General features: G+C 69.8%; 19 protein-coding genes. 4 read left to right on the plus strand and 15 right to left on the minus strand.

The features are described 5' to 3' along the window. Positions 1-90 precede the first annotated feature (90 nt). From IE290_RS10060 to IE290_RS10090, 7 genes are all read right to left on the minus strand, one after another. Complete coding sequence (locus tag IE290_RS10060; protein WP_191244271.1) at positions 91-669, minus strand: TetR/AcrR family transcriptional regulator; 579 nt, start codon at positions 667-669, stop codon at positions 91-93. A gap of 85 nt (positions 670-754) precedes the next feature. Next, the gene (locus IE290_RS10065) at positions 755-2293 is read right to left on the minus strand and encodes a class I adenylate-forming enzyme family protein (RefSeq protein ID WP_191244272.1); all 1539 of its coding nucleotides are present in this window, start codon (positions 2291-2293) and stop codon (positions 755-757) included. Positions 2294-2305: 12 nt separating this feature from the next. Beyond that, the gene (locus IE290_RS10070) at positions 2306-3850 is read right to left on the minus strand and encodes a sugar ABC transporter ATP-binding protein (RefSeq protein WP_191244273.1); all 1545 of its coding nucleotides are present in this window, start codon (positions 3848-3850) and stop codon (positions 2306-2308) included. Next, entirely contained in the window at positions 3850-4959 is a 1110-nt protein-coding gene (locus IE290_RS10075) for an SMP-30/gluconolactonase/LRE family protein (RefSeq protein WP_191244274.1), read from the minus strand. Before IE290_RS10075 ends, IE290_RS10070 begins: the two co-directional genes overlap by 1 nt. 12 nt (positions 4960-4971) lie before the next feature. Continuing rightward, the gene (locus IE290_RS10080) at positions 4972-7017 is read right to left on the minus strand and encodes an ABC transporter permease (RefSeq protein ID WP_229874381.1); all 2046 of its coding nucleotides are present in this window, start codon (positions 7015-7017) and stop codon (positions 4972-4974) included. A 225-nt stretch (positions 7018-7242) separates the two neighbouring features. Next, entirely contained in the window at positions 7243-8319 is a 1077-nt protein-coding gene (locus IE290_RS10085; protein WP_191244275.1) for a sugar ABC transporter substrate-binding protein, read from the minus strand. Between the two features lie 44 nt (positions 8320-8363). Next, on the minus strand, positions 8364-9362 hold the full coding sequence (locus IE290_RS10090; RefSeq protein WP_191244276.1) for an ABC transporter permease: 999 nt from the start codon (positions 9360-9362) through the stop codon (positions 8364-8366). 186 nt (positions 9363-9548) lie between these two features. Here IE290_RS10090 and IE290_RS10095 point away from each other — a divergent pair, with 186 nt between their 5' ends. Beyond that, positions 9549-10304 (plus strand): TetR/AcrR family transcriptional regulator, encoded by a 756-nt coding sequence (locus IE290_RS10095; protein WP_191244277.1) that lies wholly within the window; start codon positions 9549-9551, stop codon positions 10302-10304. Between the two features lie 166 nt (positions 10305-10470). On the opposite strand, the gene IE290_RS10100 is transcribed toward IE290_RS10095, so the two are convergent. Continuing rightward, entirely contained in the window at positions 10471-11199 is a 729-nt protein-coding gene (locus tag IE290_RS10100; RefSeq protein WP_191244278.1) for a mycothiol-dependent nitroreductase Rv2466c family protein, read from the minus strand. Between the two features lie 132 nt (positions 11200-11331). Here IE290_RS10100 and IE290_RS10105 point away from each other — a divergent pair, with 132 nt between their 5' ends. From IE290_RS10105 to IE290_RS10115, 3 genes are all read left to right on the plus strand, one after another. Beyond that, positions 11332-12111, plus strand: a complete 780-nt coding sequence (locus tag IE290_RS10105) for an enoyl-CoA hydratase/isomerase family protein (RefSeq protein WP_191244279.1) — start codon at positions 11332-11334, stop codon at positions 12109-12111. 115 nt (positions 12112-12226) lie between these two features. Then, positions 12227-13876 (plus strand): class I adenylate-forming enzyme family protein, encoded by a 1650-nt coding sequence (locus IE290_RS10110; RefSeq protein WP_191244280.1) that lies wholly within the window; start codon positions 12227-12229, stop codon positions 13874-13876. Then, positions 13873-15066 (plus strand): PucR family transcriptional regulator, encoded by a 1194-nt coding sequence (locus tag IE290_RS10115; protein WP_191244281.1) that lies wholly within the window; start codon positions 13873-13875, stop codon positions 15064-15066. The genes IE290_RS10110 and IE290_RS10115 overlap by 4 nt, the downstream gene beginning before the upstream one ends. Here the strand turns inward: IE290_RS10115 and IE290_RS10120 are convergent, their stop codons facing one another. From IE290_RS10120 to IE290_RS10150, 7 genes are all read right to left on the minus strand, one after another. After that, positions 15067-16722, minus strand: a complete 1656-nt coding sequence (locus IE290_RS10120) for an acetate--CoA ligase (protein WP_191244282.1) — start codon at positions 16720-16722, stop codon at positions 15067-15069. Between the two features lie 12 nt (positions 16723-16734). Next, positions 16735-17115 (minus strand): MaoC/PaaZ C-terminal domain-containing protein, encoded by a 381-nt coding sequence (locus IE290_RS10125; RefSeq protein ID WP_229874382.1) that lies wholly within the window; start codon positions 17113-17115, stop codon positions 16735-16737. Positions 17116-17129: 14 nt separating this feature from the next. Then, a complete protein-coding gene (locus IE290_RS10130; RefSeq protein ID WP_191244284.1) occupies positions 17130-18296 on the minus strand; it encodes a CaiB/BaiF CoA transferase family protein in 1167 nt (388 codons plus the stop codon). Between the two features lie 15 nt (positions 18297-18311). After that, entirely contained in the window at positions 18312-18752 is a 441-nt protein-coding gene (locus tag IE290_RS10135; RefSeq protein WP_191244285.1) for an FAS1-like dehydratase domain-containing protein, read from the minus strand. Between the two features lies 1 nt (position 18753). Further along, entirely contained in the window at positions 18754-19737 is a 984-nt protein-coding gene (locus IE290_RS10140) for an NADPH:quinone oxidoreductase family protein (RefSeq protein ID WP_191244286.1), read from the minus strand. 112 nt (positions 19738-19849) lie between these two features. Further along, positions 19850-20725, minus strand: coding sequence for an alpha/beta fold hydrolase (locus IE290_RS10145; protein ID WP_191244287.1), 876 nt, complete (start codon positions 20723-20725; stop codon positions 19850-19852). Continuing rightward, the gene (locus IE290_RS10150) at positions 20722-22056 is read right to left on the minus strand and encodes an MFS transporter (RefSeq protein ID WP_191244288.1); all 1335 of its coding nucleotides are present in this window, start codon (positions 22054-22056) and stop codon (positions 20722-20724) included. Before IE290_RS10150 ends, IE290_RS10145 begins: the two co-directional genes overlap by 4 nt. Positions 22057-22069: the final 13 nt, after the last annotated feature.

Here is a 22069-nt window from a genome sequence, read left to right on the forward strand (position 1 = left end):
CACCGACAAGCAATTTCGTACCGAACGGTACACGTCACAATGTTCGCGAGGCAGGCCGGCGCGGAATCGTAGGGGCCGCTACGATCCGCCTCAGGCCCGGATGCCGTCGATCAGCGCGTCGAGGAACAAGTCGGCGACCTCGTCGGGTTTCAGCTCGCCGTCGGGCTCCATCCACAGGTACGTGTAGTTGAGCATGCCCAGGATCCCTTTCACCAGCAAGCGCGGGGTCTGGCGCAGCACCCCCGCACGCACGCCGTTGTCCAGTGCCTGCCGCCAGTAGCTTTCGTACCGTTCGCGGGCCGCGATGACGTGGTCCCGGCGCTCACCGGTCAGTGCGGTGTACTCGCGGAAGAACACGGCCCACTCGGAGCGGTGCTCGGCGATGTTGGCCAACAGCCCGCGGGCCATCTGCCGGAGCAGCTCCTCCGGAGCGAGCTCCTGGTCGAGCAGCTCCTCGGCGTAGCTGTTCATCTTGTCGACCTGCTCCTTGCTGATCGCGTAGAGCACGGCCTCCTTGCTGCCGATGTAGTGGTAGAGCGCGCCCCGGCCGAGCCCGACCGCCTGCCCCAGCTCGGCCATCCCGGTGCCGTGGTAGCCGTTCCGGGCGAACAGATCCGCCGCGATCCCGATCACGCGTGCCCTGTTCGCCTCGAAACTCGTGACCGTCATAACCGACGCCGCCCTCACTCCCGATCGTGGACCGAACGATCCACATGATATCGCCCGGAGACGCGCTACCGGCGTTCAGGCGCGGTCATCGCAGATCCAGGAGGTTCCGCACCCGGAACTTCTGCACCTTGCCCGAGGTCGTGCGCGGCAGCGGCGTGTCGGTGAAGGTGAACCGGCGAGGGATCTTGTAGTTCGCCAGCTCGCTCTTCAGGTACCGTGTCAGCTCCTCCTCGCCGACCTCGGACCCGGGCCGCAGGACCACCATGGCTGCGCCGACTTCGCCCCACCCTGGATCCGGGACACCCACCACCGCGGCCTCGAGGACCGCTGGATGCTGCGCTACCACGCGTTCCACCTCGGCCGGGTACACGTTCAGGCCGCCGGTGATGATCATGTCCTTCGACCGGCCGGAGATGTAGAGGTAGCCGTCCTCGTCGACGTGGGCCAGGTCACCGGTGTGCAGCCAGCCACCCTCGAGGGTGGCGGCTGTCGCGTCGGGCTTTCCGTAGTAGCCGATCATCGTGGCCGGCGAGCGGCAGATGATCTCGCCGACCTCGCCCGGCGCGGTGTCCTGCCCGCGCTCGTCCACCACCCGCACCTCCGCCGCGCTGCAGGCGCGCCCGGCGGAGCCCGCCTTGCCAACGGCCTCGTCGGGTCGGACGTAGGTCATCATCGTGGGGAACTCGCTCATCCCGTACACCTGCAGCACCGCACAGGACGGGAGCAGGCGGCGAGCGTCCGCCAGTGCGGTCAGCGGCACCGGTTCGCCGCCGCTGCAGATCAGGCGCAGCGAGCTGACGTCGTGGTCGCCGAAACCGGGATGCCCGAGCACACGCTTGAGCACCGTGGGAACGAGCAGCACGGACGTCACCCGGTGCCGTTCCACCATGGTGAGGAACCGCTCGGGGGTGAAGCCGGTACTGGGCGAGAGCACCACCCGCCCGCCCCGCCACAACGTCGCGAGGGCGAGGTCGTGGAACCCCGCCGCCCAGCACAAAGCGGGCACCACCAGGTACACCTCGTCCGCGGTGATGCCGTAATCCACGACCTGGTGGAAGGAGTTCCACAACACCGTGGCGTGGGTGTGCATCGCGCCTTTCGGCGCACCGGTGGTCCCGGAGGTGTACTGCAGCAGGAACAGGTCTCCCGAGCCGACCTCGACCTCCGGCGGCGGGCCGGCCTGCGAGATCAGCTCCTCATAAGCGAAATCCCCGTCCACGGTGCCCACGCCGACGTACCGGGCGGCCGACCCGCCGGCGCGCAGCTCCTTCACCACTGGTTCCAGCGCCTGCTCGTACACCACCCAGGACGCCGCGCAGTCGTCCAGGATGTAGCGCAGCTCACCGGCCTTGAGCAGGTAGTTGAGCGGCACCACCACCCCGCCGAGCTTGGCGACGGCGAAGAAGAGCTCCACCCATTCGACCCGGTTGTGCAGCAGAACGCCGACCCGGTCCCCCTTGGCGAAACCCTGGGCGTGCAGGGCGGCCGCGAGCCGGTCCGACCGCTCGTCGAGCTCGTCGAAGGTGACCTCACGGCTTTCGAAGACGACCGCCACGCGGCCTTCGTTGACCCGGCCGGCCAGGCGCGGTTTGCGCAGCAGCTCGGCCACCGTGTAACTGTCCATTTTCGCTCCGCTTCAGAAGATCGCGGCGTACATGATCTTTTCCTGGGTGGCCTCTTCCCGGCTGAACTCGGCCACGGTGCGACCGAACCGGGCGACCAGGATCCGGTCCGACACGGCGAGGATCTCCGGCAGGTAGGACGAGATGACGATGACCGCCTTGCCCTCGTCGGCGAGCTGCCGGATCAACTGGTGGATCTCCTCGATCGCGCCGACGTCCACACCGCGCGTCGGCTCGTCGAAGATGACCACCTCCGGGTCCGCCACCAGCGACTTGCCGACGACCACCTTCTGCTGGTTCCCGCCGGAGAGCTCGACGATCTTCGCGTCGGCGTTGATCGCCTTGATCCGCAGCCGGTCGCTCCACTCCTTCGCCACCCGCTTGCGCCGCGCCGAGGACAACCACCACTGCCGCCGCCCCTTGCGCGAGGCGAGCAGGCCGAGGTAGAGGTTCTCGGCGATGGTCATCGTCTCGAAGAACCCGTCCAGTTTGCGATCCTCGGTGATGTAGACGATCCCGTCGTCGATCGCCTGCTTCGGCACCCGGTAGCGCACCGGTTTCCCGTTGAGCAGCACGCGGCCACCGTGGATGCGGTTGCGCTTGAGCGCCCCGGCGATGATCTTCGCGGTTTCCGTGCGGCCACTGCCGATCAGGCCAGCGATGCCGAGCACCTCGCCCGCGTAGGCGGAGAACGACATGTTCTTCACGACGTTGCCCAGGATGAGGTTCTCGACCTCCAGCACGCGGCGCTTGCGAACGTCCGCTGTGCGACGCGGCTCCACCCGGGCGGCGCCGCCCAGTTCGCGCCCCACCATGTGCCGGACGATCTCGTCCCGGTTGGTCTTGGCCGCTTCCAGGCACGCCACCCTTTCACCGTCACGCAGGACGGTGACCCGGTCGGCGATCTTGAGCGACTCCTCCAGGGCGTGCGACACATAGATGACGCCCAGGCCCGCCGCGCGAAGATCGTCGATGACGTTGAACAGGTGGAGCGTCTCCTCGGGGGTGAGGCTGGCGGTCGGCTCGTCGAAGATGACGATCCGCGCCCGGGAGCGCAGGGCCCGCGCGATCTCCACCATCTGCTTCTTCGCCGCGCCCAAGGTGGACACGTAGTCCGTCGGATCGACGTGGAAGTTCATCGACTGCAACAGTTGCTGGGCACCGATGTTGAGCGAGCGGAAACGGGTCAGCACCTTTTCGTGCCCCAGCTCGATGTTCTGCGCCGCGGTCATCGTCGGCACCAGGCTCGTCTCCTGGTACACCATCGCGATCCCATGTTCGAGCGCGTCGTGCGGGCGGCGGAAGTTCACCAGCTCGCCACCGATCCGCAGCTCCCCGCTCGAGTGCTGCACCGCGCCGGCGAGGATCTTGCACAGCGTCGACTTGCCCGCGCCGTTCTCGCCGACCAGCGCGTGCACCTCGCCGGCGCGCAGGTCGAAGTCGACGTCGTGGATCGCGTGCACGCCGCGGTAGGTCTTGGTCACCTTCGACATCTCGACCAGCAGGGTCTGCCCGGTCGCCGGGTCGATCTCCAGCTGCTCCACGATGGACTGGTTCATCACGCCTCCCCCGCGCCGGTCACCAGCACCTGGTCCCCGCCGTGCACCGCGATGAACAGCCGGCTTCCGCACTGGCGGGCCGAGGTGACACCGTGCCGCCGGCCACCGCCGCGGCTGTGCATGCTCGAGACCACGTAGCCCTCCTCGTCCAGCCGGGCCACCAGGCCGTAGGACCGGGGTGGCGCCCACGGCTTGATCACGCCGAGCTTGCGGATCTGGCCGCCCTGCAACGGTTCCAGGCCGGAGTCGAGGCCACGCAACGCGGGGCGGATCCAGTAGTCCGGCTCGATCGTGCGCATCATCTCCTCGACGTAGTCGCGCTGGGTCAGCACGAACTCCACCAGCTGGGTGCGCAGCGCGAACATCGCCAGCCAGTAGCCGCCCGGGGCCGGGTTGATCCGGCCCGGGTAGCCGGGCAGGTTCTCCCGCAAGATGCGAGCGGCTCCGCCGGCCAGCGGGTAGAGGCGGACCCGGTGCGCCCACGCCTCGCAGACGACGAGCGCGTCCTGCCCGGGTGTCAGGGACACTCCGCTGGCGTAGGCCAGTCCGCCGGCCAGCACGGTGGTGCGACCGGACCGGGGGTCGTGGCGCAGCAGCCGTCCGCAGGCGTTCTGCTCCATCAAGTCCCGAATCCAGTCACGGCCGTGGTGCCGGGTGGACCCGTCGGTGAGGTAGATCGTGCCGTCGCCGGCGAGCGCGACGTCCGTCGGGCAGTGGATCGGCACCCCGGATTCGTCTGCCGCGGTCACCAGCTCCGCCGCTCCGTCACGGCCCAGCCGCATCAGGCCGGTCCCCGCCACACCCACCAGCAGGCCGTCGGGACCGGGCTCCAGCGCGCCGGCCGGCCCCGGCAGGGTGGCGAGCACCTCGGAGTGGCCGAAGTCCGGACCGGACACCCGCACCACCCGGTCGGCGGTGCTCACGTACAGGTCGCCGCGCTCGTCCAGGCACACGTCCTCGGGCTCGGTCAGGCCGCCGATCGCGGTCGCGACGGCGTCGAGCTCGTCGTCCGGCGTGAGCCCGCCGTCCAGCGGCGGGATGGCCCGGTGTTCGGACCTGCCGGGAAAGAGGAACTCCTTGACCAGTTCCCAGGCTTCGACTCGGGGCATCGGTCCTCCTCCTCAGCCGACCGTGGCGGGACGGCCCGCCCGCTCGGTGGTGGCCATTTCGGGTCGATCGGCGCGGAGCTCGACGCGGCCGATCCGGTTGTTCTCGAGCCCCCCGATGTAGAGGTAGCCGTTGTGCTCGCGCATCGACGTGATGGTGGAGTGCTTCTCCCCGCCCGGATCCCAGTAGGCTTCCAGCACCTCTCCGGCATCGGACACCTTGACCACGCAACCGTGGTTCATGCTCGGGTAGAGCCATTCGTCGCGCGGAATGCGCTTCATCATGCGGCGCCGGAAGGTGGGCATGCGCATCGCGAGGTCGTAGGCGGGTGAACGCATCCCGTTGAGCGCCACCCAGTAGGTTCCGTCGGAGGCCCGGTTGATGTTGTCCAGGTAGCCGGGGAAGTTGTCCATGAAGATCTCGAGCTCGCCCTTCTTCGGCCCGCTGTGCCAGTACCGCAGGATGCGGCACAGCCAGGTCTGCGCGATGAGCAGCGACTCGCCGTCGTGGCAGCTGCAGATCCCGTTGGGGAACACCAGATCCCGGATCACCGTCCGGGTCTTCCCGGTCGCGGGGTCGTAGCAGAGCAGCCGCCCGTTGGGCCTGCCCTCGACGCCGTCGAGGATCCAGTCGGCCATGTCGAAGCGGGTGGTGGCCTCGCTGAACCAGACCTTGCCGTCGGGCGTGATGTCGAGGTCGTCGGCCATGCGCAACCGCGAGTCGTCCCGCAGCTGGATCCACGTCCGGTTGGTCTCGTCGGAGAGCTTGCGGTGCTTGCCGTCCGGGGACACGGAATACAGACCCATGCCGCCGACGCACACGATCAGGTTCTCGTCGGCGTCGAACGCCATGCCCAGCGGGTGCCCGCCGATGCGGGCGAAGACCTCGCGCTTGCTGAAGTCGGGTCCGGAGAAGCGGAGGATCCAACCCTGCCGGGTACCGCAGTAGACGCGTCCCTGCGAGTCCACGATCACATCCTCGGGACCCTCGACCTCGCCGAGCCCGATCGCTTCCGCGTCGCGCAGCCGGTCGTTGATCGCGAACGGGCTGCCCGAGCCCGGCCGGACGTCCGGCAGCGGGCCGTACTCCACCAGGGTCGGGTTGACGTAGGTCTTCTGGATGGCCTTGCCGCGGTTCTTGCCCCACTTGGTGTCCAGACCCACGGCGACGATCAGCACCACCGCCAGCACGGTCTGCAGTACCTCGCCGCCCACGTCCATCAGCAACAAACCCTTGCCCAGCAAGCTGATCGTCGCCGCGCCGATGAAGGCTCGCCAGACAGTGCCCTTGCCGCCGGTGAGGCTGATGCCGCCCAGGATGACCGCGGTCAGCACGTTCAGCTCGAGACCCTCGCCGACGCGCGCGCTGGCGCTGCTCAGCCGCGCCGCGTAGAAGACGCCCGCCAGCGCGCACAGCGCCCCCGCGACGACGTAGCTGATCAGCAGGACCCGCTCCACGCGGATGCCCGCGTGGCGGGCGGCCCGACGGCTCGCGCCGACCGCGGTGATGTGCCACCCGAGCCGCGACCTGCTGAGCACGATGTGCCCGACGACGAGCACCACCAGCAAGGTGACGAAGCTGAACGGCAGGCCGGCGACCTTGCCCGTGCCGAACCAGTCCCACACCGGGTCCATGACGAACACCGACGCGGTCTTGGCCGAGTAGTGCAGGTCGAGCAGGTTCAGCACGCCACGGAAGATGATCAGCGTGACCAACGTGGTCAGGAACGGCCGCGCCTTGAGGTAGGCGACGATCGTGCCGTTGGTGGCGCCCAGCAGGGCACCGGCCACCAGCGTCAGCAGGATCGCCGGCACGACCGGCACCCCGACGACGGTGATCAGCAGGATCGCGATCATGTTGCACAGCCCGAACATCGAGCCGACGGACAGATCGATGCCCCCGGAGATCATCACCACGGCCATGCCGAGGCAGATCAACGAGATCTCCGCGAGCTCTGCCGCCGTCGACAACAGGTTCGCGGAGGTGGCGAAACCCGGGGCCGCGACGGAGAAGAACACGATCACCGCGATCAGGATGGCCAGCGGGATTGCCGGCTCCATCCACCTCTTCTCGAACAGCTCAGCGAAGAACTGTTGCGGCGAGGCGCGGTAACGCAGGTGGCGAAACCGGTCGCGAACGGTTTCGTGCTCTCGGACGTTGCGCTCAGGTGGGCGGCGCCGCGATGTCGCGGGCCGCACCTCCGCAGTTGCCGTCATGGTTCTCCCTCTCCGGAGCTGGGGCGCGCCGGGACGCCGCGGGCGGGAGGCGTCCCGGCGGGGATGGGATCAGCGAACGGTCAGCCCGTCGTTCTTGCCGTCGTAGCACATGTTCGGCTGGTTCCAGTTGCTCTTGTCGATCTTCACCAGCGGGGTGTAGTCGGCGATCCGGGCCGTGCCGGGGGCCTGCCCGGACTGGACCAGGTATTTCGCGATCGCCACGATGTCCGTGCCCTGCGTTGGCACCGAGTAGCCGTAGGACTGGAAGAACATGCCGTCGCGCACACCCTCGCAGGCGATGTTGCTGTGGTCGGAGGTGAACACCTTGACCTGACCGAGCTTGCCCGCCTCCTTGATCGCGGCGGCCGCTCCGTACTGCATCTGGTCCCAGAAGCCCCAGCTGGCGCACAGGTTCGGGTGCTGCTGGATCACCGTCGCGGTGATGTCGTGGGCCTTGGTGCGGTCCCAGTTCGCCGCCTGCGTGGAGACGATCTTGATCTCCGGGTGCTGGTCGAAGACCTGCTTCGCGCCGGCCATCACGTCGAGCGTGAACCCGGAGGTGGCGTCACCCTGGACGATTTGCACCTCGTGCGACGTCTGTGTGTTCGCACCGCACTGCGCGACGATGTCGGTGGCGATGCGGCGGCCGAGGTCGATGGTGTCGGCGCCGACGAAGGCGTCGGACTTGTAGTTGCTCACCATGTTGATCTGGATGACGTAGATCCCCGCCTGCTGCGCCTGCTGGATGAGCTTGGCGAGGATCTGCACGTCGAAGTTGTGCACCACCAGGACAGCCGGTTTGTCGTTGATGAGCGACTGCACGGCTTCGGCCTGCTTCGCGGTGTCCCAGTTGGGGTCGCGCAGCACGTAGTTCATGCCGGCGGCCTTGAACCCGCGTTCCAGCTGCCGGTTCCACTCCTCCATCAGCGGGGTGCCCATGCCGACCGGCACGAACGCGGCTGTCTTGCCCTGCAAGCTGTTCAGCGCGTGGTCGCGCAGCTCTCCCGCGGAAGCCGTCGGCGGCACTTGGTTGTTTCCCGCGGCCGTGGTCTGGGCGCTGCCCCCGGTCGAGCAGCCGGTGACAGCCAGCACGGCGGCCGCGGCGAGCCCACTGATCCGCAGCATCCGCGATTTGCCGATTCGCATGGCAGGACCTCCTTGTCCTTGGGTCGAAATTCGTTGTCCGGGGTTCAGTCGCCCTGGCGGACGGTCTCCTCGTCACGCGGGTGCAGCCGGTTGTCCAGCACGAGCGCCGCGAGCAGGATCAAGCCCTTGATGATGTCCTGCTCGTGAGTGTTCATGTTGAGGATGGTCATCCCGTTGAGCATCACACCGATCAGTGCGGTGCCCACGACCACGCTCAGCACGCTGCCCCGCCCACCGACCAGGCTGATGCCACCGACCACCACGACGAGCAGCACGTCGTAGATCAGCGAGCTGTCGATCACCTGCGTGTTGAGCCCGCCGACGGATCCGGCGACGACGAGGCCGCCGACGAACCCGATCGTGGCGCTGGCCATGTACTCGAAGATGGTGAGTGGCCGGACGGAAATTCCCGACAGGGCCGCCGCGCCCGCGTTGTCGCCGTGCGCGTAGATGAACCGGCCCGTTTTGGTCCGCGCCAGCATGACTTGCGCCAGCACCGCGGTCACCACGAACACGATGATGGGGACCGGGATGCCGAACAAGGTGCCCTGACCGAGCGCGACGACGAAGTGCCGGTCGCCGGGCAGTTCGGCGATCAGTCCATCGAGGACGGTCGTGCGCGCCAGGCCGTAGACGAGCAGACCGGAGGCCAGCGTCGCGAACAGGGCCGGGATCTCGGCGAACGCGATCAGGAAACCGTTGAACAGCCCCATCACCAGCACGATCCCGATGCCCACGATCAGCGCGACGGGCGTGCTGACTTCGGTGCGCATCAGCTGGATCGCCACTGCGGTGGCGACGCCCATCGAAGCGATGAGCGAGAGGTCCATACCGCGTGCGACCACCACGACCGCCATCGCCACGCCGAAGATTCCGAGTGACGACACGCTGCGGACCAGGTTGACGAGGTTGTTCAGCTGGAGGAAGCCGTTGAGGGTCAGGCCGAACACCACGAAGAGCGCCACGACCACCACGAGGACGATTTGCTCCTGGGAGATGTTGGCCAGCAGGCCGGATCGCCGCCGTAAAAGAGTTCCGCTCATCGCCACTCCGTTGTCCGATGGCTCTGTATCGATCGGTCAGTACCGAACGTCGGACCGAACGGTACAGGCGATCTGTGGCGAGTCAATCCCTGATCGAGCAGCCGCGTCTGGACTTCACCCAGATGAGTGACTGCGCTCACAAGGTGCTGGGTACACCGGCTGCTGCCGCGTTGCTACGGGTGGTACGTGGAACGACCCGCGGTCGGCTTCGTCGGCCAATCGCTGCCCGTTGCGATTCCTATACTGATCGGTACGCTGGCACCGATCGGCGAACGGGGAGGAACGATGGCACACCGGCGGGACACGTCGGGCGAGTCGACCCACGAGCGCATTCTGCGCGTCGCGGCTGAGATCTTCGCACGCAAGGGTTATCACGCCACCGGCGTCGCCGAGCTCGGCGAGGCGGCCGGTCTGCAGCGCGGCGCTCTCTACTACCACATCCGGTCCAAAGAGGACCTGTTGTACGACCTGTCGAAGCGCCACGTCGAGGAGGCGCTCGAACGGGGCAGGGCCGTGGTGGCGCAAGACATCCCCGCGACGGCGAAGCTGCGTGCGCTCGCCAGGGAGCACTTGCGCATCATGGCCGCGCGCTGCGACGAAGTGACTGTGGTGATCCGGGAAATGCACGCGCTGAGCGGCAAGCGCGCGACGCAGCTGACCGCGTTGCGCGACGAGTACGAGAACCTCTTCGCCGAGGTGCTGCGCGAGGGGGTACGCGAAGGAGTCTTCGCCAGTGCGGACCGGGTGGTCGTGCTCGGTGTGCTGGGCATGTTCAACTGGACCCACGTCTGGCTCGACACCGCGCGCGGCCCGCTGTCCCCGGAGGACATCGCCGACCGGCTCACCGACCTGGTGATCCACGGCCAGCTCCGGCCCACCGGGCACGTCGCCCAGCCGACGGCGGCACCCGCCGCAGAACCGGCTCCGGCCGCCATCCTCTGACCGCCGCAGCCGCCGCAATCGACCTCCTGACCGCCCGCGGCCACCAGCTCCAGGCCGGCCGCGCTACGCCTCTTTCCGACGGCGGCTCCCGCCGCACCGCTAGTCCCACCCCACTGCCGGCCCACCAGACGCTTGCGAGCCACCGCGGTCCGGCCAACCGGACCGCCTACTTCTTCTGGCGGCGGCTCCCGCCGTGCCAGTCCTCCTGCCGCCCCACTTCACCCTCCCGCACGCCGAACGACATTAGCTGGGGACGTTCCCGGAGGCTGCGCTTCAGCTCCGCGAACCCGGGGAACCGCGCCAGCGCCACCACGTGGTCCCAGAGCTCGAGCGCCTCCTCCTCGGCGGGAAGACGGCTGATCACCGGCCCGAAGAGCGCGGTGCCCTCGGGCGGCTCGAAATGCAGGATGGGCGTGCCGACGTCCTTGCCGGTGAGCGCCAGGGCGGTGTCGGTTTCCGCCCGGATCTCCGCGTCCCAGCCGGTGTCCTCCAGCGCGTTCGCGTAGTCCTCCGGCAGCCCGCACTGCCGCAACGCCTCGATCGCGAGCGCCCGGGCGCCCCGGTGCACCGCGGCGGCACTGCCGCCCGGCACCGGTTCACGCTCGAAGGTCTCCTCGCCGAGCATCTCGTAGAACGCGCCGACCGGTTCCGGGCCGTGTTCCCGGCGAATGCTCGCCGCCACCCGCAGCAGCTGCAGGCCAGCGGTGTGCGAAGCCTCGTACTCGGGCGGGAAGTGCGTGTCGTAGTCGATGTGACTGTTGACCAGCCGCAGCGAAATGAAGCGCCATTCGACGTCGTACCGCTTGCGCCGGGCGACCGTTCGAACCCACTTGCTCGCCATCCAGGCGAAGGGACAGACCGGGTCGAAGTAGAAGTGCAGATCAGCGTCGGCCATGGCCCCACCCTACTCCGCCGTTTCTGGACCACCCGGTCTGCCTGATCATCGCCCTATGCCAAAGCTCACAGCACACCATCGAATCGCGCCCCTACCCTCGTTTGTACCGATCGATACAGACAGGAGCAGCCCATGCCTGAGCATGTTCAGCTGACGGTGAAGGGCGGGGTCGGCGTCGTCCGCCTCGACCGGCCGCCGGTGAACGCGCTGAACCGGACCGTGCGGGATGAACTGGCCGAGGTCGCCGTGACCCTGACCGCGCGCGAGGACATCCGGGCCGTCGTGATCCACGGCGGACCCAAGACCTTCGCCGCCGGCGCCGACGTGCGTGAGCTCGCGTCGGCGTCCCACGCCGAGATGGCCGCGCAGTCGCGGCGGATCTCGGCGGGCATCGGTGCGCTGGCGTCGGTGCCGAAGCCGACGGTCAGTGCGATCACCGGGTACGCGCTCGGCGGCGGGCTCGAGATCGCTCTGAGCACCGATCGCCGCATCGCCGCGGACAACGCGAAGCTCGGGTTGCCCGAGATCCTGCTCGGCGTGATCCCGGGAGGCGGCGGAACCCAGCGACTCGCGCGGCTGGTGGGCGAGGCCGCGGCGAAAGACCTCGTCTACACCGGCCGCTTCGTCGGCGCCGCCGAGGCCCTGGAGATGGGCCTGGTCGATGAGGTCGTGCCCGCCGAGGAGGTCTACGACCGGGCCCACGCCTACGCAGCCCAGTTCGCCGAGGGACCGGCACTGGCCTACGCGGCGGCGAAGAAGGCCATCGAGGGCGGGCTCGACCGTGACCTGACCGCGGGCCTGGACCTCGAGTCGGAGGTGTTCGCCGAACTGTTCGCCACCGAGGACCGCACGATCGGCATGGAGTCCTTTCTCGAGCACGGCCCGGGCAAAGCCCGGTTCACCGGACGGTGAACGCACGACCTGCGGTACTTGTTTATACCGATCGGTACACGCATAATCAGCATTTGACTGGCAATTCCAGACCGATCAGTACACCCGCTGTTTCGGGCGAGGAGGTTGGGCGACGATGCTCAGCGGAACGACCCAGGTGGGTCAGGGCACGTCCGGGGGCTCCGGCGTGATCGGCCCCGACGGACTGGATCACCGGCAGCGTGCCACTCAGGTCACGGTCGCGGACCTCTACGAGCGGGGCTACCGGCAGTACGGCTCCCGGATCGCCGTAGGCCACGGGGACAGGGCGATCACCTACCGCGAGCTGGGCGAGCGCGTCCACCGCATCGTCGGCGGGCTCACCGGCCTGGGCGTCCGGCGGGGCGACCGAGGCGTCCTGCTACTGGGGAACTGCCCTGAGTTCTTCGAAATCGAGCACGCCCTGTTCCTCGGCGGCTTCGTGCGGACCGCCCTGAGCATCCGGCTGCACCTGCGCGAGGTGGTGCACATCCTCACCGATTGCGCCGCAGCGGTGGTGTTCGCCGCGCCGGAGTGGGCCGAGCGGCTGGCCGGGGTGCGTGACCAGCTGCCCGCGCTGCGGCACGTGGTCACCGTGGACGGCGGCCCGGGTGACACGACGCTGGAGAAGTTGCGCGAGGCGGCACCCGCGCCCTACGCGCCGCCGCTCCCCCACGAGCCGGCCGCGATCCTGTACACGAGCGGGACGACCGGGATGCCCAAGGGCGCGACCCTCAGCCACGCCAACTGGGCGGCGATGGTGCGCAACGAGCTCGTGGAGCTGCCACCGGCCCGCGACGACGACCTCGTACTGCACGTCGCGCCGTTGAGCCACCTCAGCGGGTACGTCGCTCCGTCATATTTCGTCCGGGGAGCGACCCACCTGACCTGCCCGAAGTTCGACGCCACCGAAACACTGGAGCTGGTCGAGCGGCACGGGGTGACGATCCTGCCCATGGTGCCGACGATGCTGAACCTCCTGGTGCTCGCAGCCGAGCAGCGCACCGGGGACTACGGGTCGCTGCACACCGTCGTGTACGCCGGATCGCCGATCGCGCCCGACCGGCTGGCCCGGGCGCGCCAGGTGTTCGGGGACGTGTTCATCCAGTTCTACGGGCTGAGCGAACTGCCCATCCCCATCGCCTGCCTGTCCCGGCAGGACCACTCCTTCGACCCGGCGAGCGGGATTCCCGCACGCCTGGCGAGCGCCGGCAGGATCAGCCCGTTCGTCGAGGTCAAGCTGGTCGACGACGCGGGCGCCGAGGTTCCCCACGGCGAGGTCGGCGAGATCACTGTGCGCGGCGACCAGACGATGATGGGTTACTGGTACCTGCCCGAGGCGACGGCGGACATGGTCGACGCCGAGGGCTGGGCGAGCACCGGTGACCTCGGGCGGTTCGACGAGGACGGCTACCTCTACATCGTCGATCGCAAGAAGGACATGGTGGTCACCGGCGGGTTCAACGTGTACCCCACCGAGATCGAGAACGTCGTGTCGACCTTGCCCGCGGTGTCCGAGGTCGCCGTCATCGGCGTCCCGGACCCGGTGTGGGGCGAGGCGCTCAAGGCCGTCGTCGTGGTCCGCGACGGGTACTCGCTGACCCCGGAGGAGGTGGTGGCGGTCTGTTCGGCGAACCTCGCGAGCTACAAGAAACCCAGGTCCGTGGAGTTCGTGACCGAGCTGCCCAAGACGGGGTCGGGCAAGATCATGCGGCGGCAGCTGCGGGACCGGTACTGGACCGCCGGTGACCGCAAGGTCGGCGGTTGAGCGAGCTCCCGGCGGAGCCCGGGCCCGTCGAGGACCTGTTCGAGGCCGTCGACACGGCCGCGCGGTTGCTCGGCGGCCCCGTGGTGGTCGAGGACGCGGACTTTCGCGTCCTGGCCTACTCGGCGGTCGCCGGGCAGCCCAACGACGAGGCGCGGCGGTCGGCGATCCTCAACCGCCGCACCCCCGACCGTTGGTTGCGGTGGATGGAGGAGTCCGGGATCCGCCAACGCCTGCAGCGCGACGACCGGCTCATCCGGCTCGACGCACCCTGGCCGTCGCCGCTGCGGCGCTACATCCGGCCGGTCCGATCGGACGGGCGCGTGGTGGGCTACCTCTGGCTCATGAGTGACGACGCGGAGCTGGCCCCGGACGTCGAAGGCCTCGCCCGCGACTTCGCCGGCATCGTGGCCCCCGAACTCGCCCGCCGAGGCCGCGCACGAGGCGAGCATCCAGGGGCCCGGCTGCTCCGCCGGTTCCTGGGCGGGTACCTGCCCGCCGCCCAGCTGGCCCAAGAGCTCGAGGTCGACGGGGACGACGTCGACGCCGTGATCCTGGTTTTCGGGACCGGGATCCAGCCCCCCGGCGCGGTGGCGCTGCGCGCGCTGTCCCGGTACGCGCGGATGAAGCCGCACACCTGGCTCGCGGCCACGCTCAGCGCGCGGACCTACCTGCTGCACGTGGCACCGGAACTGTCCGAGGCCACCGTGGACCAGCTGGTGCGGGAGACCTCGGCGGACCTCGAGCGGGCGGCGCGGGCACCGGTGTGCGCTGCGGCCGGTTCGGCCGTGCACGGGCTCGCGTCCGCTCTCCGGTCCCGCGAGGAGGCCGACCTGACGTTGCGTGTCCTCCAGGCGCGCGAGCGCCGCACCGGCTGCTTCAGCGCCCTGCGGCACGAGGTCCTCCTCCACGAGGTCGTGTCCTTCCTGCGGGCGCGCCCCGTCCTGACCCGCGGTCTGCTGGACGGGCTGAGCACGCACGATCGCCTGCACGGCACCGACTACCAGCGGACCCTGCGGGTGTACCTCGACTCGTTCGGCGACGTCCGGCGCGCGGCGGAGGCGCTGCACATCCACGCGAACTCGATGCGGTACCGGCTCAAACGGCTGGCCGACCTGGCCCCACTCGATCTGGACGATCCGGACGCCAGGCTGGCCGTACAACTCGTTCTCGCCGCCATCCGATCGCCCTGACTACCCGGCGTCCGCGAGCCGCGGCGGCTGATCCCGCAGCGATGCGCGCCGGACCTTGCCCGTCACCGTCTTGGGCAGATCGGGGACGTAGTCGACGATGCGCGGGTAGGCGTGCCGTCCGATCTCCCGGCGCACCATGTCCTGGAGCTCCGCGGTGAGGGCCTCTGACGGGGTGACCCCGGCGGCGAGGACCACCGCGGCGCGCACCACCGATCCGCGCCGTGGATCCGGGGCCGCGACCGCCGCCGCCTCGAGGACCGACGGGTGCGACGTGAGCACCGACTCGATCTCACCGGGGCCGACGTTGTACCCGGCGGTGACGATGACGTCGTCGCCCCGTCCCACGAACCACCACCGGCCGTCCTCGTCGAGCCGGACGACATCCATGGTCCGGAACCACTCCCCGCCGACCAGGCGGGACTCCCACAGGTCCCGGGCGTTGGCGTAGCTGCTCGTCAGCTGGTAGAGCGGGCGCCGGAAGACGATCTCCCCCTGGCCGGGACCCTCGACGAACTCCCCGTCCTCGCTGAGCAGGCGCGCCTCCCAGCCGGGGACGACCCCGGAGAGCGAGCCGGGCACCGTCTCCCTGCCGTCGTCGGCGAGGTCGGCGAGCACCATGCCCAGTTCCGTCTGGCCGTATCCGTCGCGCAGCGGTGCCTCCGACAACCGCCGCCACCGCGCGGCCGTGTCCGCGTCCAGGGGCTCCCCCGCGCTCACCGCACAGCGCACCGTGGACGGGATGCCCCGCTCGGCCGCGGCCACGACCAGCCGGCGGTAGGCCGTGGGTACGGAGGTCAGGCAGGTGACCCCCTCGCGTTCCACGACGTCGAGCCAGGCATCCGGATCGAAGTCGCCGGCGTACATGACCCGGGCGACCCCGCGCACCATCGGGGCCGCACCGGTGGACAGCAGGCCGAACGACCACCCCGGGTCCGTGGTGGTGAACAGGAGGTCCTGCTCACCGGCCGTCACGCTGTGGTCGAACCAGGGCAGCAGCGAAATCACGCCCGCGTGCGGGATGACGCACCCCTTGGGTTCACTGGTCGTCCCACTGGTGAACATGACGACCGCCGTCTCGTCCGCCGCCGTGTCGGCCATCGGCGTGACCGGGTGGCCGGCGTCGAGCTCGGCGAGGAAGTCCCGGTCGCCCTCGAGCGGACCCGCCCCGTCGGCACCGGCGACGGTGAACACCTGGATGTCGCGCCGCAGCAGCGGCCGGGCGGCCTCCAGAACCTGCCGCCAGCGCTGGTCGACGACAACGGCCTCGACTCCGGCGGCGTTGAGCCGCTGCGCGATGGCGTCGTGCCCGAACCCGCAGAAGAGCGGGACGTAGACCATCCCGGCGTGCCACGCGCCCAGCGCGGCGATCCAGGCCTCGACCTGGCGGGTGAGGATCGCGCCCACCTTGGCCCCGCGGCGCAGCCCCGCGGCGACGAAGGCGTCGGCGGCCCGGCTCGCCTGGCCGAAGAGGTCGCGGTAGGTGTGGCGCCGTGAGCTGCCGTCCGGGTGGCACATGACGAGCGCGAGCCGATCGGCGTCGGCGGACCAGCGTCCACAGCACTCGTGGGCGAGGTTGAAGCCCCGTTCCGGGTCCTGGTCGAGCGTGCCCAGGACGCGCTTCCACTCGTCCGCGGCCGAGCTGCCGGACTGTCCCATGTGTACTCCTCCTCAGGACCGGGTGACCGCTTCGCCACCACGGATCAGCGGACGGCCGTTCTGGTCGGCGGCGAAATCGGCCACGATCCCCGCGCCGTCCGCCGCACGGACCGAGCCCCGGACGACGATTTCCTCTTCCGGCACGCCGAAACCGCGAAACTGCACCGCGATCCGGCGCAGGACACGGGGATCACCACCGGCTGCCGTCATCACCGCGCGAGCAGCGATGCCCATCGTGTACAGACCGTGCAGGATGTTGCTGGGCAGGCCCACTCCGCGCGCGTACTCCTCGTCGAGGTGGATGGGGTTGAAGTCCTCCGAGGCCCCCGCGTACCGGTGCGGCAGGTACCGGTCCGGGGTCACGGTGAGCTCGAAGGTTCCGCCTCGTTTCACGTGCCCGCTCCCCGTCATGCCGAGGCGACCCGGGGACGGTCGACTGCGACGCCCGCTTCGATCAGCTCCGCGATCTCCCGCTTGGCGAAGCCCCAGTCGGCCAGCGCGGCCCTGGTGTGCTCACCCGGGGAACAGGGCGGTGACTGGATCGAGCCCGGTGTGCGGTCGAAGCGCGGGACGGGAGCGGGCTGCCGCATGCCGAACTCGGTCACGTAGGTCCCCCGCGCCTTGAGGTGCGGGTGCGCCATCGCCTCGTCCACGGTGAGCACCGGCGCGAAGCAGACGTCGGTGCCCTCGAACACCTCCACCCAGTGATCGCGGGTCGCGGAGGCAAAGATCTCGCTGAGCCGGACCCGCAGGGCGGGCCAGCGGGACCGGTCATCCTGCGGCCACTCGCCGGGGTCCAGGCCCAGCCGGTCCAGGAGGAGGGTGTAGAACTGCGGTTCGATCGAGCCGATCGTGATGTACCGGCCGTCGGCGGTGGCGTAGGAGTCGTAGTACGGCGCGCCCCCGTCGAGGAAGTTGTCCTCCCGGTTGCCGTTCCACACGCCCATGTTCATGAACCCGACGATGCTGGCGAACAGCGCCGCGGTGCCGTCGACCATCGCGGCGTCGATCACCTGGCCCCGGTTGGACCCGGCGCGCTCGAGCAGGGCCGCCAGCACGCCGACGACCATGACCATGCCGCCGCCGCCGAAGTCGCCGACGAGGTTCAGCACGGGCGGGGGCGGTGCGTCCCGGCGCCCGATCGCCGCCAGCGGACCGGCCAGCGCGACGTAGTTGATGTCGTGCCCCGCGGCTGGGGCCAGCGGACCGGTCTGGCCCCAGCCCGTCATCCGCCCGTAGATCAGCCGGGGGTTGCGTTCCAGCGCCGGCCCAGGCCCGATCCCGAGCCGTTCGGCGACGCCCGGGCGGAACGGGTCGAGCAGGACGTCGGCACGGTCGAGCAGGCGCAGGACGGTCTCCTGGCCGCGGCGCGCCTTGAGATCCAGGGCGATCGACCGGCGCCCGCGCAGCAGCAGATCCAGCTCATGCTGCTGGTGCTCGCCGAGGTCGCCGCCGAGGGGCCGGTCGATCCGCACGACCTCGGCACCGAGGTCGGACATCATCATCGCGGCGAACGGGGCGGGCCCGATGCCGCCGAGCTCGACCACCCGCACGCCACCTAAGGGTCCGGACATGTCACCTCCGCATGACTAGCCGTCAGTGCCGCGGACGATCATCGTCCACCGCCCGTCGGCGACGGTCTCACCGAACTGGTTCGCCGAATGGGACGAGAACACGAAGAACTCGAGGTCCCTCTTCGCGTAGACGTCCGCGACCGCGGCGCTGGTCGTGATGACGTCGCCGTGGCAGACGGGCGCGCCGAACTCGAACTCCTGCCCGCCGTGGAGCATGTGCGCGTAGTCGATGCCCACGTCGGGGTGCCGGACCGCCGGCCCCATCCACTTGCAGAACACCACCGCGAACATCGGGGGCGCCACGACGTCGCGGAAACCCATCGACCGGGCCACCTCGCGGTCGAAGTAGCAGGCCTCGCCGTGCCCGAGCGCGGTGGCGAACTCCCGGATCTTTTCGATCCCGACCTCGTAGGTCCACGGTCGGAAGGTGCGCCCGGTCAGATTCCGCTCGGTCATGTCAGCGCAGCCTCAGCACGCTCTTGCCTACGGTCTTGCGCGCCTCGAGGTCCTTCAGCGCCTGCGCGCCGTCTTCCAGCGCGTAGGTCGCGCCGACGAGCGGACGGACGTGGCCCGCCTGGGCGAGCTCGTTCAGCTTCCCGCCGACGCGGCGGATCAACGCGGGGTCGTGGGGCACGTAGTGTCCCCACGCGACGCCGACGGCGTCGATGTTGCGGAGCAACAGCCGGTTCGCCGCGATCTGCGGGATTCGCCCCTCGGCGAACCCGATGACGAGGATGCGGCCCTGTGGCCGGATCAGGCGCAGGCTGGCGTCGAAGCGGTCGCCGCCGACCGGGTCGTACACGAGATCGACGCCTTGGCCGGAGGTGCGCTCGCCGACCTCGTCGATCCAGTCGCCGACGAGGATGACCTCCTCCGCCCCGGCTTCCCTGGCGACGTCGGCTTTGCCCTCGTCACTGACGACCGCCAGGACGCGAGCGCCGAGCCCGCGGGCGATCTGCACCGCCGCGGTGCCCACACCCCCGGCCGCTCCGTGCACCAGCACCGTCTCGCCGGCACGGAGCCGGCCGCGCTCGACGAGACCGAAGTAGGAGGTCTGGTAGTTGACCATCAGGCCGACGGCCTCGTCGAAGCCCATGGTGCCCGGGACCGGCACGACGTGCTGCGCGGGCACCGCCACCGTCTCGGCGTAGCCGCCGTCGTGGCCGGTGAACGCGATGACCCGGTCACCGGGCACGACACCGGCTGTGGAGGGGGCCGACCGCACGATCCCGGCGACCTCCAGCCCGGGCGCGAAGGGGGGCTCGGGCTTGACCTGGTACCGCCCGTGGGTCAGAAGCAGGTCGGGGAACGTCACGCCCGCCGTGTGGACGTCGATGACGACCTCGTCCGGTGCGGGCAAGAGGCTGAGCGATCCGATCCTGAGCGCATCGGGCCCCGTCGGCTCGCTGACGATCAGCGAACGGACATCCTCGCCTCTCATCGGTGTTCTCCTCACTGGGATTTCCGGCCGTTCCTGCAGATCCTGCCGGGGCGCGGGGCACCGTGTCTTCGTCCGAACACCAAAGAGACCGGCAGGTGGTCTTGGTGGATCGTCAAAACCGGGCGACCAGGTGTGCGCGGAACCGCCGGACCAGCTCGGCGGGCTGTTCCTCGGGCACCCAGTGACCCGCCTCCCGGACGACACCACCGGTGACGTCGTCGGCGAGCCGGCGCAGTGAGTCGGCGACCTGATCGCCCCGGCCCCAGCCGGCCGCCCCGCCCAGAGCCAGAACGGGGATCCCGACGCGGTACTCGGCGGACCGGCGCGCGTTGTCCGCGGCGGTCCGCTCCAGCGCCCGGTAGTACTCAAAACCGGCTCGCAACGCACCGGGATCGGTGTAGGTGCGCAGGTACTCCGCGCGTTCGTCCTCGGTGATGACGTCCGGCCGGTGCCCGTAGTGGTCGTAGAACCAGCCCAGGTAGATCTCCTCGCGGCCCGCGACCAGCTTCTCGGGCAGATCCGCGGTCTGGTGCAGTGCGTGGTGCCAGCGGCGTCCGCCCTGGCTGATGTCCGGGCTGCCGTCGCCGGGAATCGCGACGTCCACAACGGTCAGGCTCGCCACCGGTCCCGGGAAGTGTGCGGCCAGGCCGTAGCCGACGATACCGCCCCAGTCGTGACCGATCACGTGGAAGCGGTCCAGCCCGAGCCGTTCCCGGAGCAGGACGTCGATGTCACCGGCCACCGTGCGCGCGTCGTAACCACCGGACGCGTGCGAGGAGTCACCCAACCCGCGCAGGTCCGGCGCGACGATGTGGAAATCGTTCTCCAGCAGGGGAATCACCCGCCGCCAGCAGTACCACGTCTGGGGCCAGCCGTGCAGCAGCACCACGGTGTCCGCCCCGCGGCCGTGGGGCACTCCCGCCGTGACGTAGTGCAGGCGCACCTCGCCGACCTCGGCGTGGTGGTGCTCGACCTCGAGCGCGCTCACTGGCCCGCCTCCAGCTCGCTGGAGTCCAGGTGGGCCGTCTCCGGCGCCGTGCCGAGCGCACCCAGCGAGATCACGGCGGTCACCGCGACGAACGCGGCGATCGCGAAGGCGGTGCCGAATCCCTCCAGGAGCGACAGGGACACCACCGGGACCAGGCCACCGAGCGCACCTGTCACCTGGTAGGCGAGCGAGGCGCCCGTGTACCGGACCCGGGAGGGGAACAGTTCCGGCAGGAACGCGCCCTGCGCCCCGTAGAGGACGCCCCAGACCACGATGCCGACGGCGATCGCGGTGATGACACCACCCGGCGACCCGGTCCCGGCCAGTGGGAAGAACGCGAACGCCCACAGTCCCATGAGGATGGTGGACACCGCGTACATGGGCCGGCGGCCGAAACGATCGGAGAGGGCGCCGCTGGCGAGGATCACCGGAACCGACGCCGCGGCGCCCATCACCGTGCCGTACAGGCCGTAGGAACTCGGAACGCCACGTAGTGCCAGGTAGGCGAGCGCGACCGTGGTGAAGACGTAGTAGCCGCCGAACGACACGACGGTCACCCCGATCGCGACGAGCAGCCGCTTCCAGTGCCTGCGGAAGGTCTCGGCCACCGGCGACTTCGCCATCGTCTGCTCGGCCTGGAGCTGCCGGAACACGGGCGACTCCTCGACCTGGCGGCGCAGCACGACGCCGGTGACGATGAGCACGAAGCTGAGCAAGAACGGCACCCGCCAGCCCCACTCCTGGAACCCCTCCTTGCCGGCCAGGGCGACCATCCCCAGGACGACGCCGTTGGCCAGCAGCAGCCCGACCGGGCTGCCCAGCTGGGCGAAGCTGGTGGCCCTGCCGCGGCGGCCGGCGCCCGCGTGCTCACCGATGAGCAGCACCGCGCCGCCCCACTCGCCGCCTACCGCCGCGCCCTGGAGCACGCGCAGGACGACCAGCAGGAGCGGCGCCCAGAAACCGATCGTTCCGTAGGTTGGCAGGAGTCCGATCAGGACGGTCGCCGCACCCATGGTCGTCAAGGTCAGCATCAGCGTCCGACGGCGGCCTATCTTGTCCCCCAGGTGGCCGAACAGCGCGGCTCCGGCAGGCCTGGCCAGGAACCCGACCGCGAACGTGGACAGGGCGAGCAGTGTCCCCACCCCGGCCGCGGCGGCCGGGAAGAACAGCTTGTTGAACGCCAGCGCCGCGACGGTTCCGTAGACGATGAAGTCGTAGAACTCAAGGGTCGTGCCGACGGTGCTGGCGAGGACGACCGTCCTCGGCGCCGACCCCGTCGGCACGGCGTTTCCGTCCCGCCGGCGGGATCGCAGGTGTTGTTCGTTGGCCATGTGCGGTCTCCTC

Origin of the sequence: Amycolatopsis deserti, assembly GCF_014653945.1 — a bacterium.
In the GTDB taxonomy this organism is placed as follows: Bacteria; Actinomycetota; Actinomycetes; order Mycobacteriales; family Pseudonocardiaceae; genus Amycolatopsis_E; species Amycolatopsis_E deserti.

Bases quoted from the DNA above. Each gene is read 5' to 3' on its own strand.
- IE290_RS10060 (WP_191244271.1), bottom strand. From the start codon at position 669: ATGACGGTCACGAGTTTCGAGGCGAACAGGGCACGCGTGATCGGGATC.
- IE290_RS10065 (WP_191244272.1), bottom strand. From the start codon at position 2,293: ATGGACAGTTACACGGTGGCCGAGCTGCTGCGCAAACCGCGCCTGGCC.
- IE290_RS10070 (WP_191244273.1), bottom strand. From the start codon at position 3,850: ATGAACCAGTCCATCGTGGAGCAGCTGGAGATCGACCCGGCGACCGGG.
- IE290_RS10075 (WP_191244274.1), bottom strand. From the start codon at position 4,959: ATGCCCCGAGTCGAAGCCTGGGAACTGGTCAAGGAGTTCCTCTTTCCC.
- IE290_RS10080 (WP_229874381.1), bottom strand. From the start codon at position 7,017: ATGGAGCCGGCAATCCCGCTGGCCATCCTGATCGCGGTGATCGTGTTC.
- IE290_RS10085 (WP_191244275.1), bottom strand. From the start codon at position 8,319: ATGCGAATCGGCAAATCGCGGATGCTGCGGATCAGTGGGCTCGCCGCG.
- IE290_RS10090 (WP_191244276.1), bottom strand. From the start codon at position 9,362: ATGAGCGGAACTCTTTTACGGCGGCGATCCGGCCTGCTGGCCAACATC.
- IE290_RS10100 (WP_191244278.1), bottom strand. From the start codon at position 11,199: ATGGCCGACGCTGATCTGCACTTCTACTTCGACCCGGTCTGTCCCTTC.
- IE290_RS10105 (WP_191244279.1), top strand. From the start codon at position 11,332: ATGCCTGAGCATGTTCAGCTGACGGTGAAGGGCGGGGTCGGCGTCGTC.
- IE290_RS10110 (WP_191244280.1), top strand. From the start codon at position 12,227: ATGCTCAGCGGAACGACCCAGGTGGGTCAGGGCACGTCCGGGGGCTCC.
- IE290_RS10120 (WP_191244282.1), bottom strand. From the start codon at position 16,722: ATGGGACAGTCCGGCAGCTCGGCCGCGGACGAGTGGAAGCGCGTCCTG.
- IE290_RS10130 (WP_191244284.1), bottom strand. From the start codon at position 18,296: ATGTCCGGACCCTTAGGTGGCGTGCGGGTGGTCGAGCTCGGCGGCATC.
- IE290_RS10135 (WP_191244285.1), bottom strand. From the start codon at position 18,752: ATGACCGAGCGGAATCTGACCGGGCGCACCTTCCGACCGTGGACCTAC.
- IE290_RS10140 (WP_191244286.1), bottom strand. From the start codon at position 19,737: ATGAGAGGCGAGGATGTCCGTTCGCTGATCGTCAGCGAGCCGACGGGG.
- IE290_RS10150 (WP_191244288.1), bottom strand. From the start codon at position 22,056: ATGGCCAACGAACAACACCTGCGATCCCGCCGGCGGGACGGAAACGCC.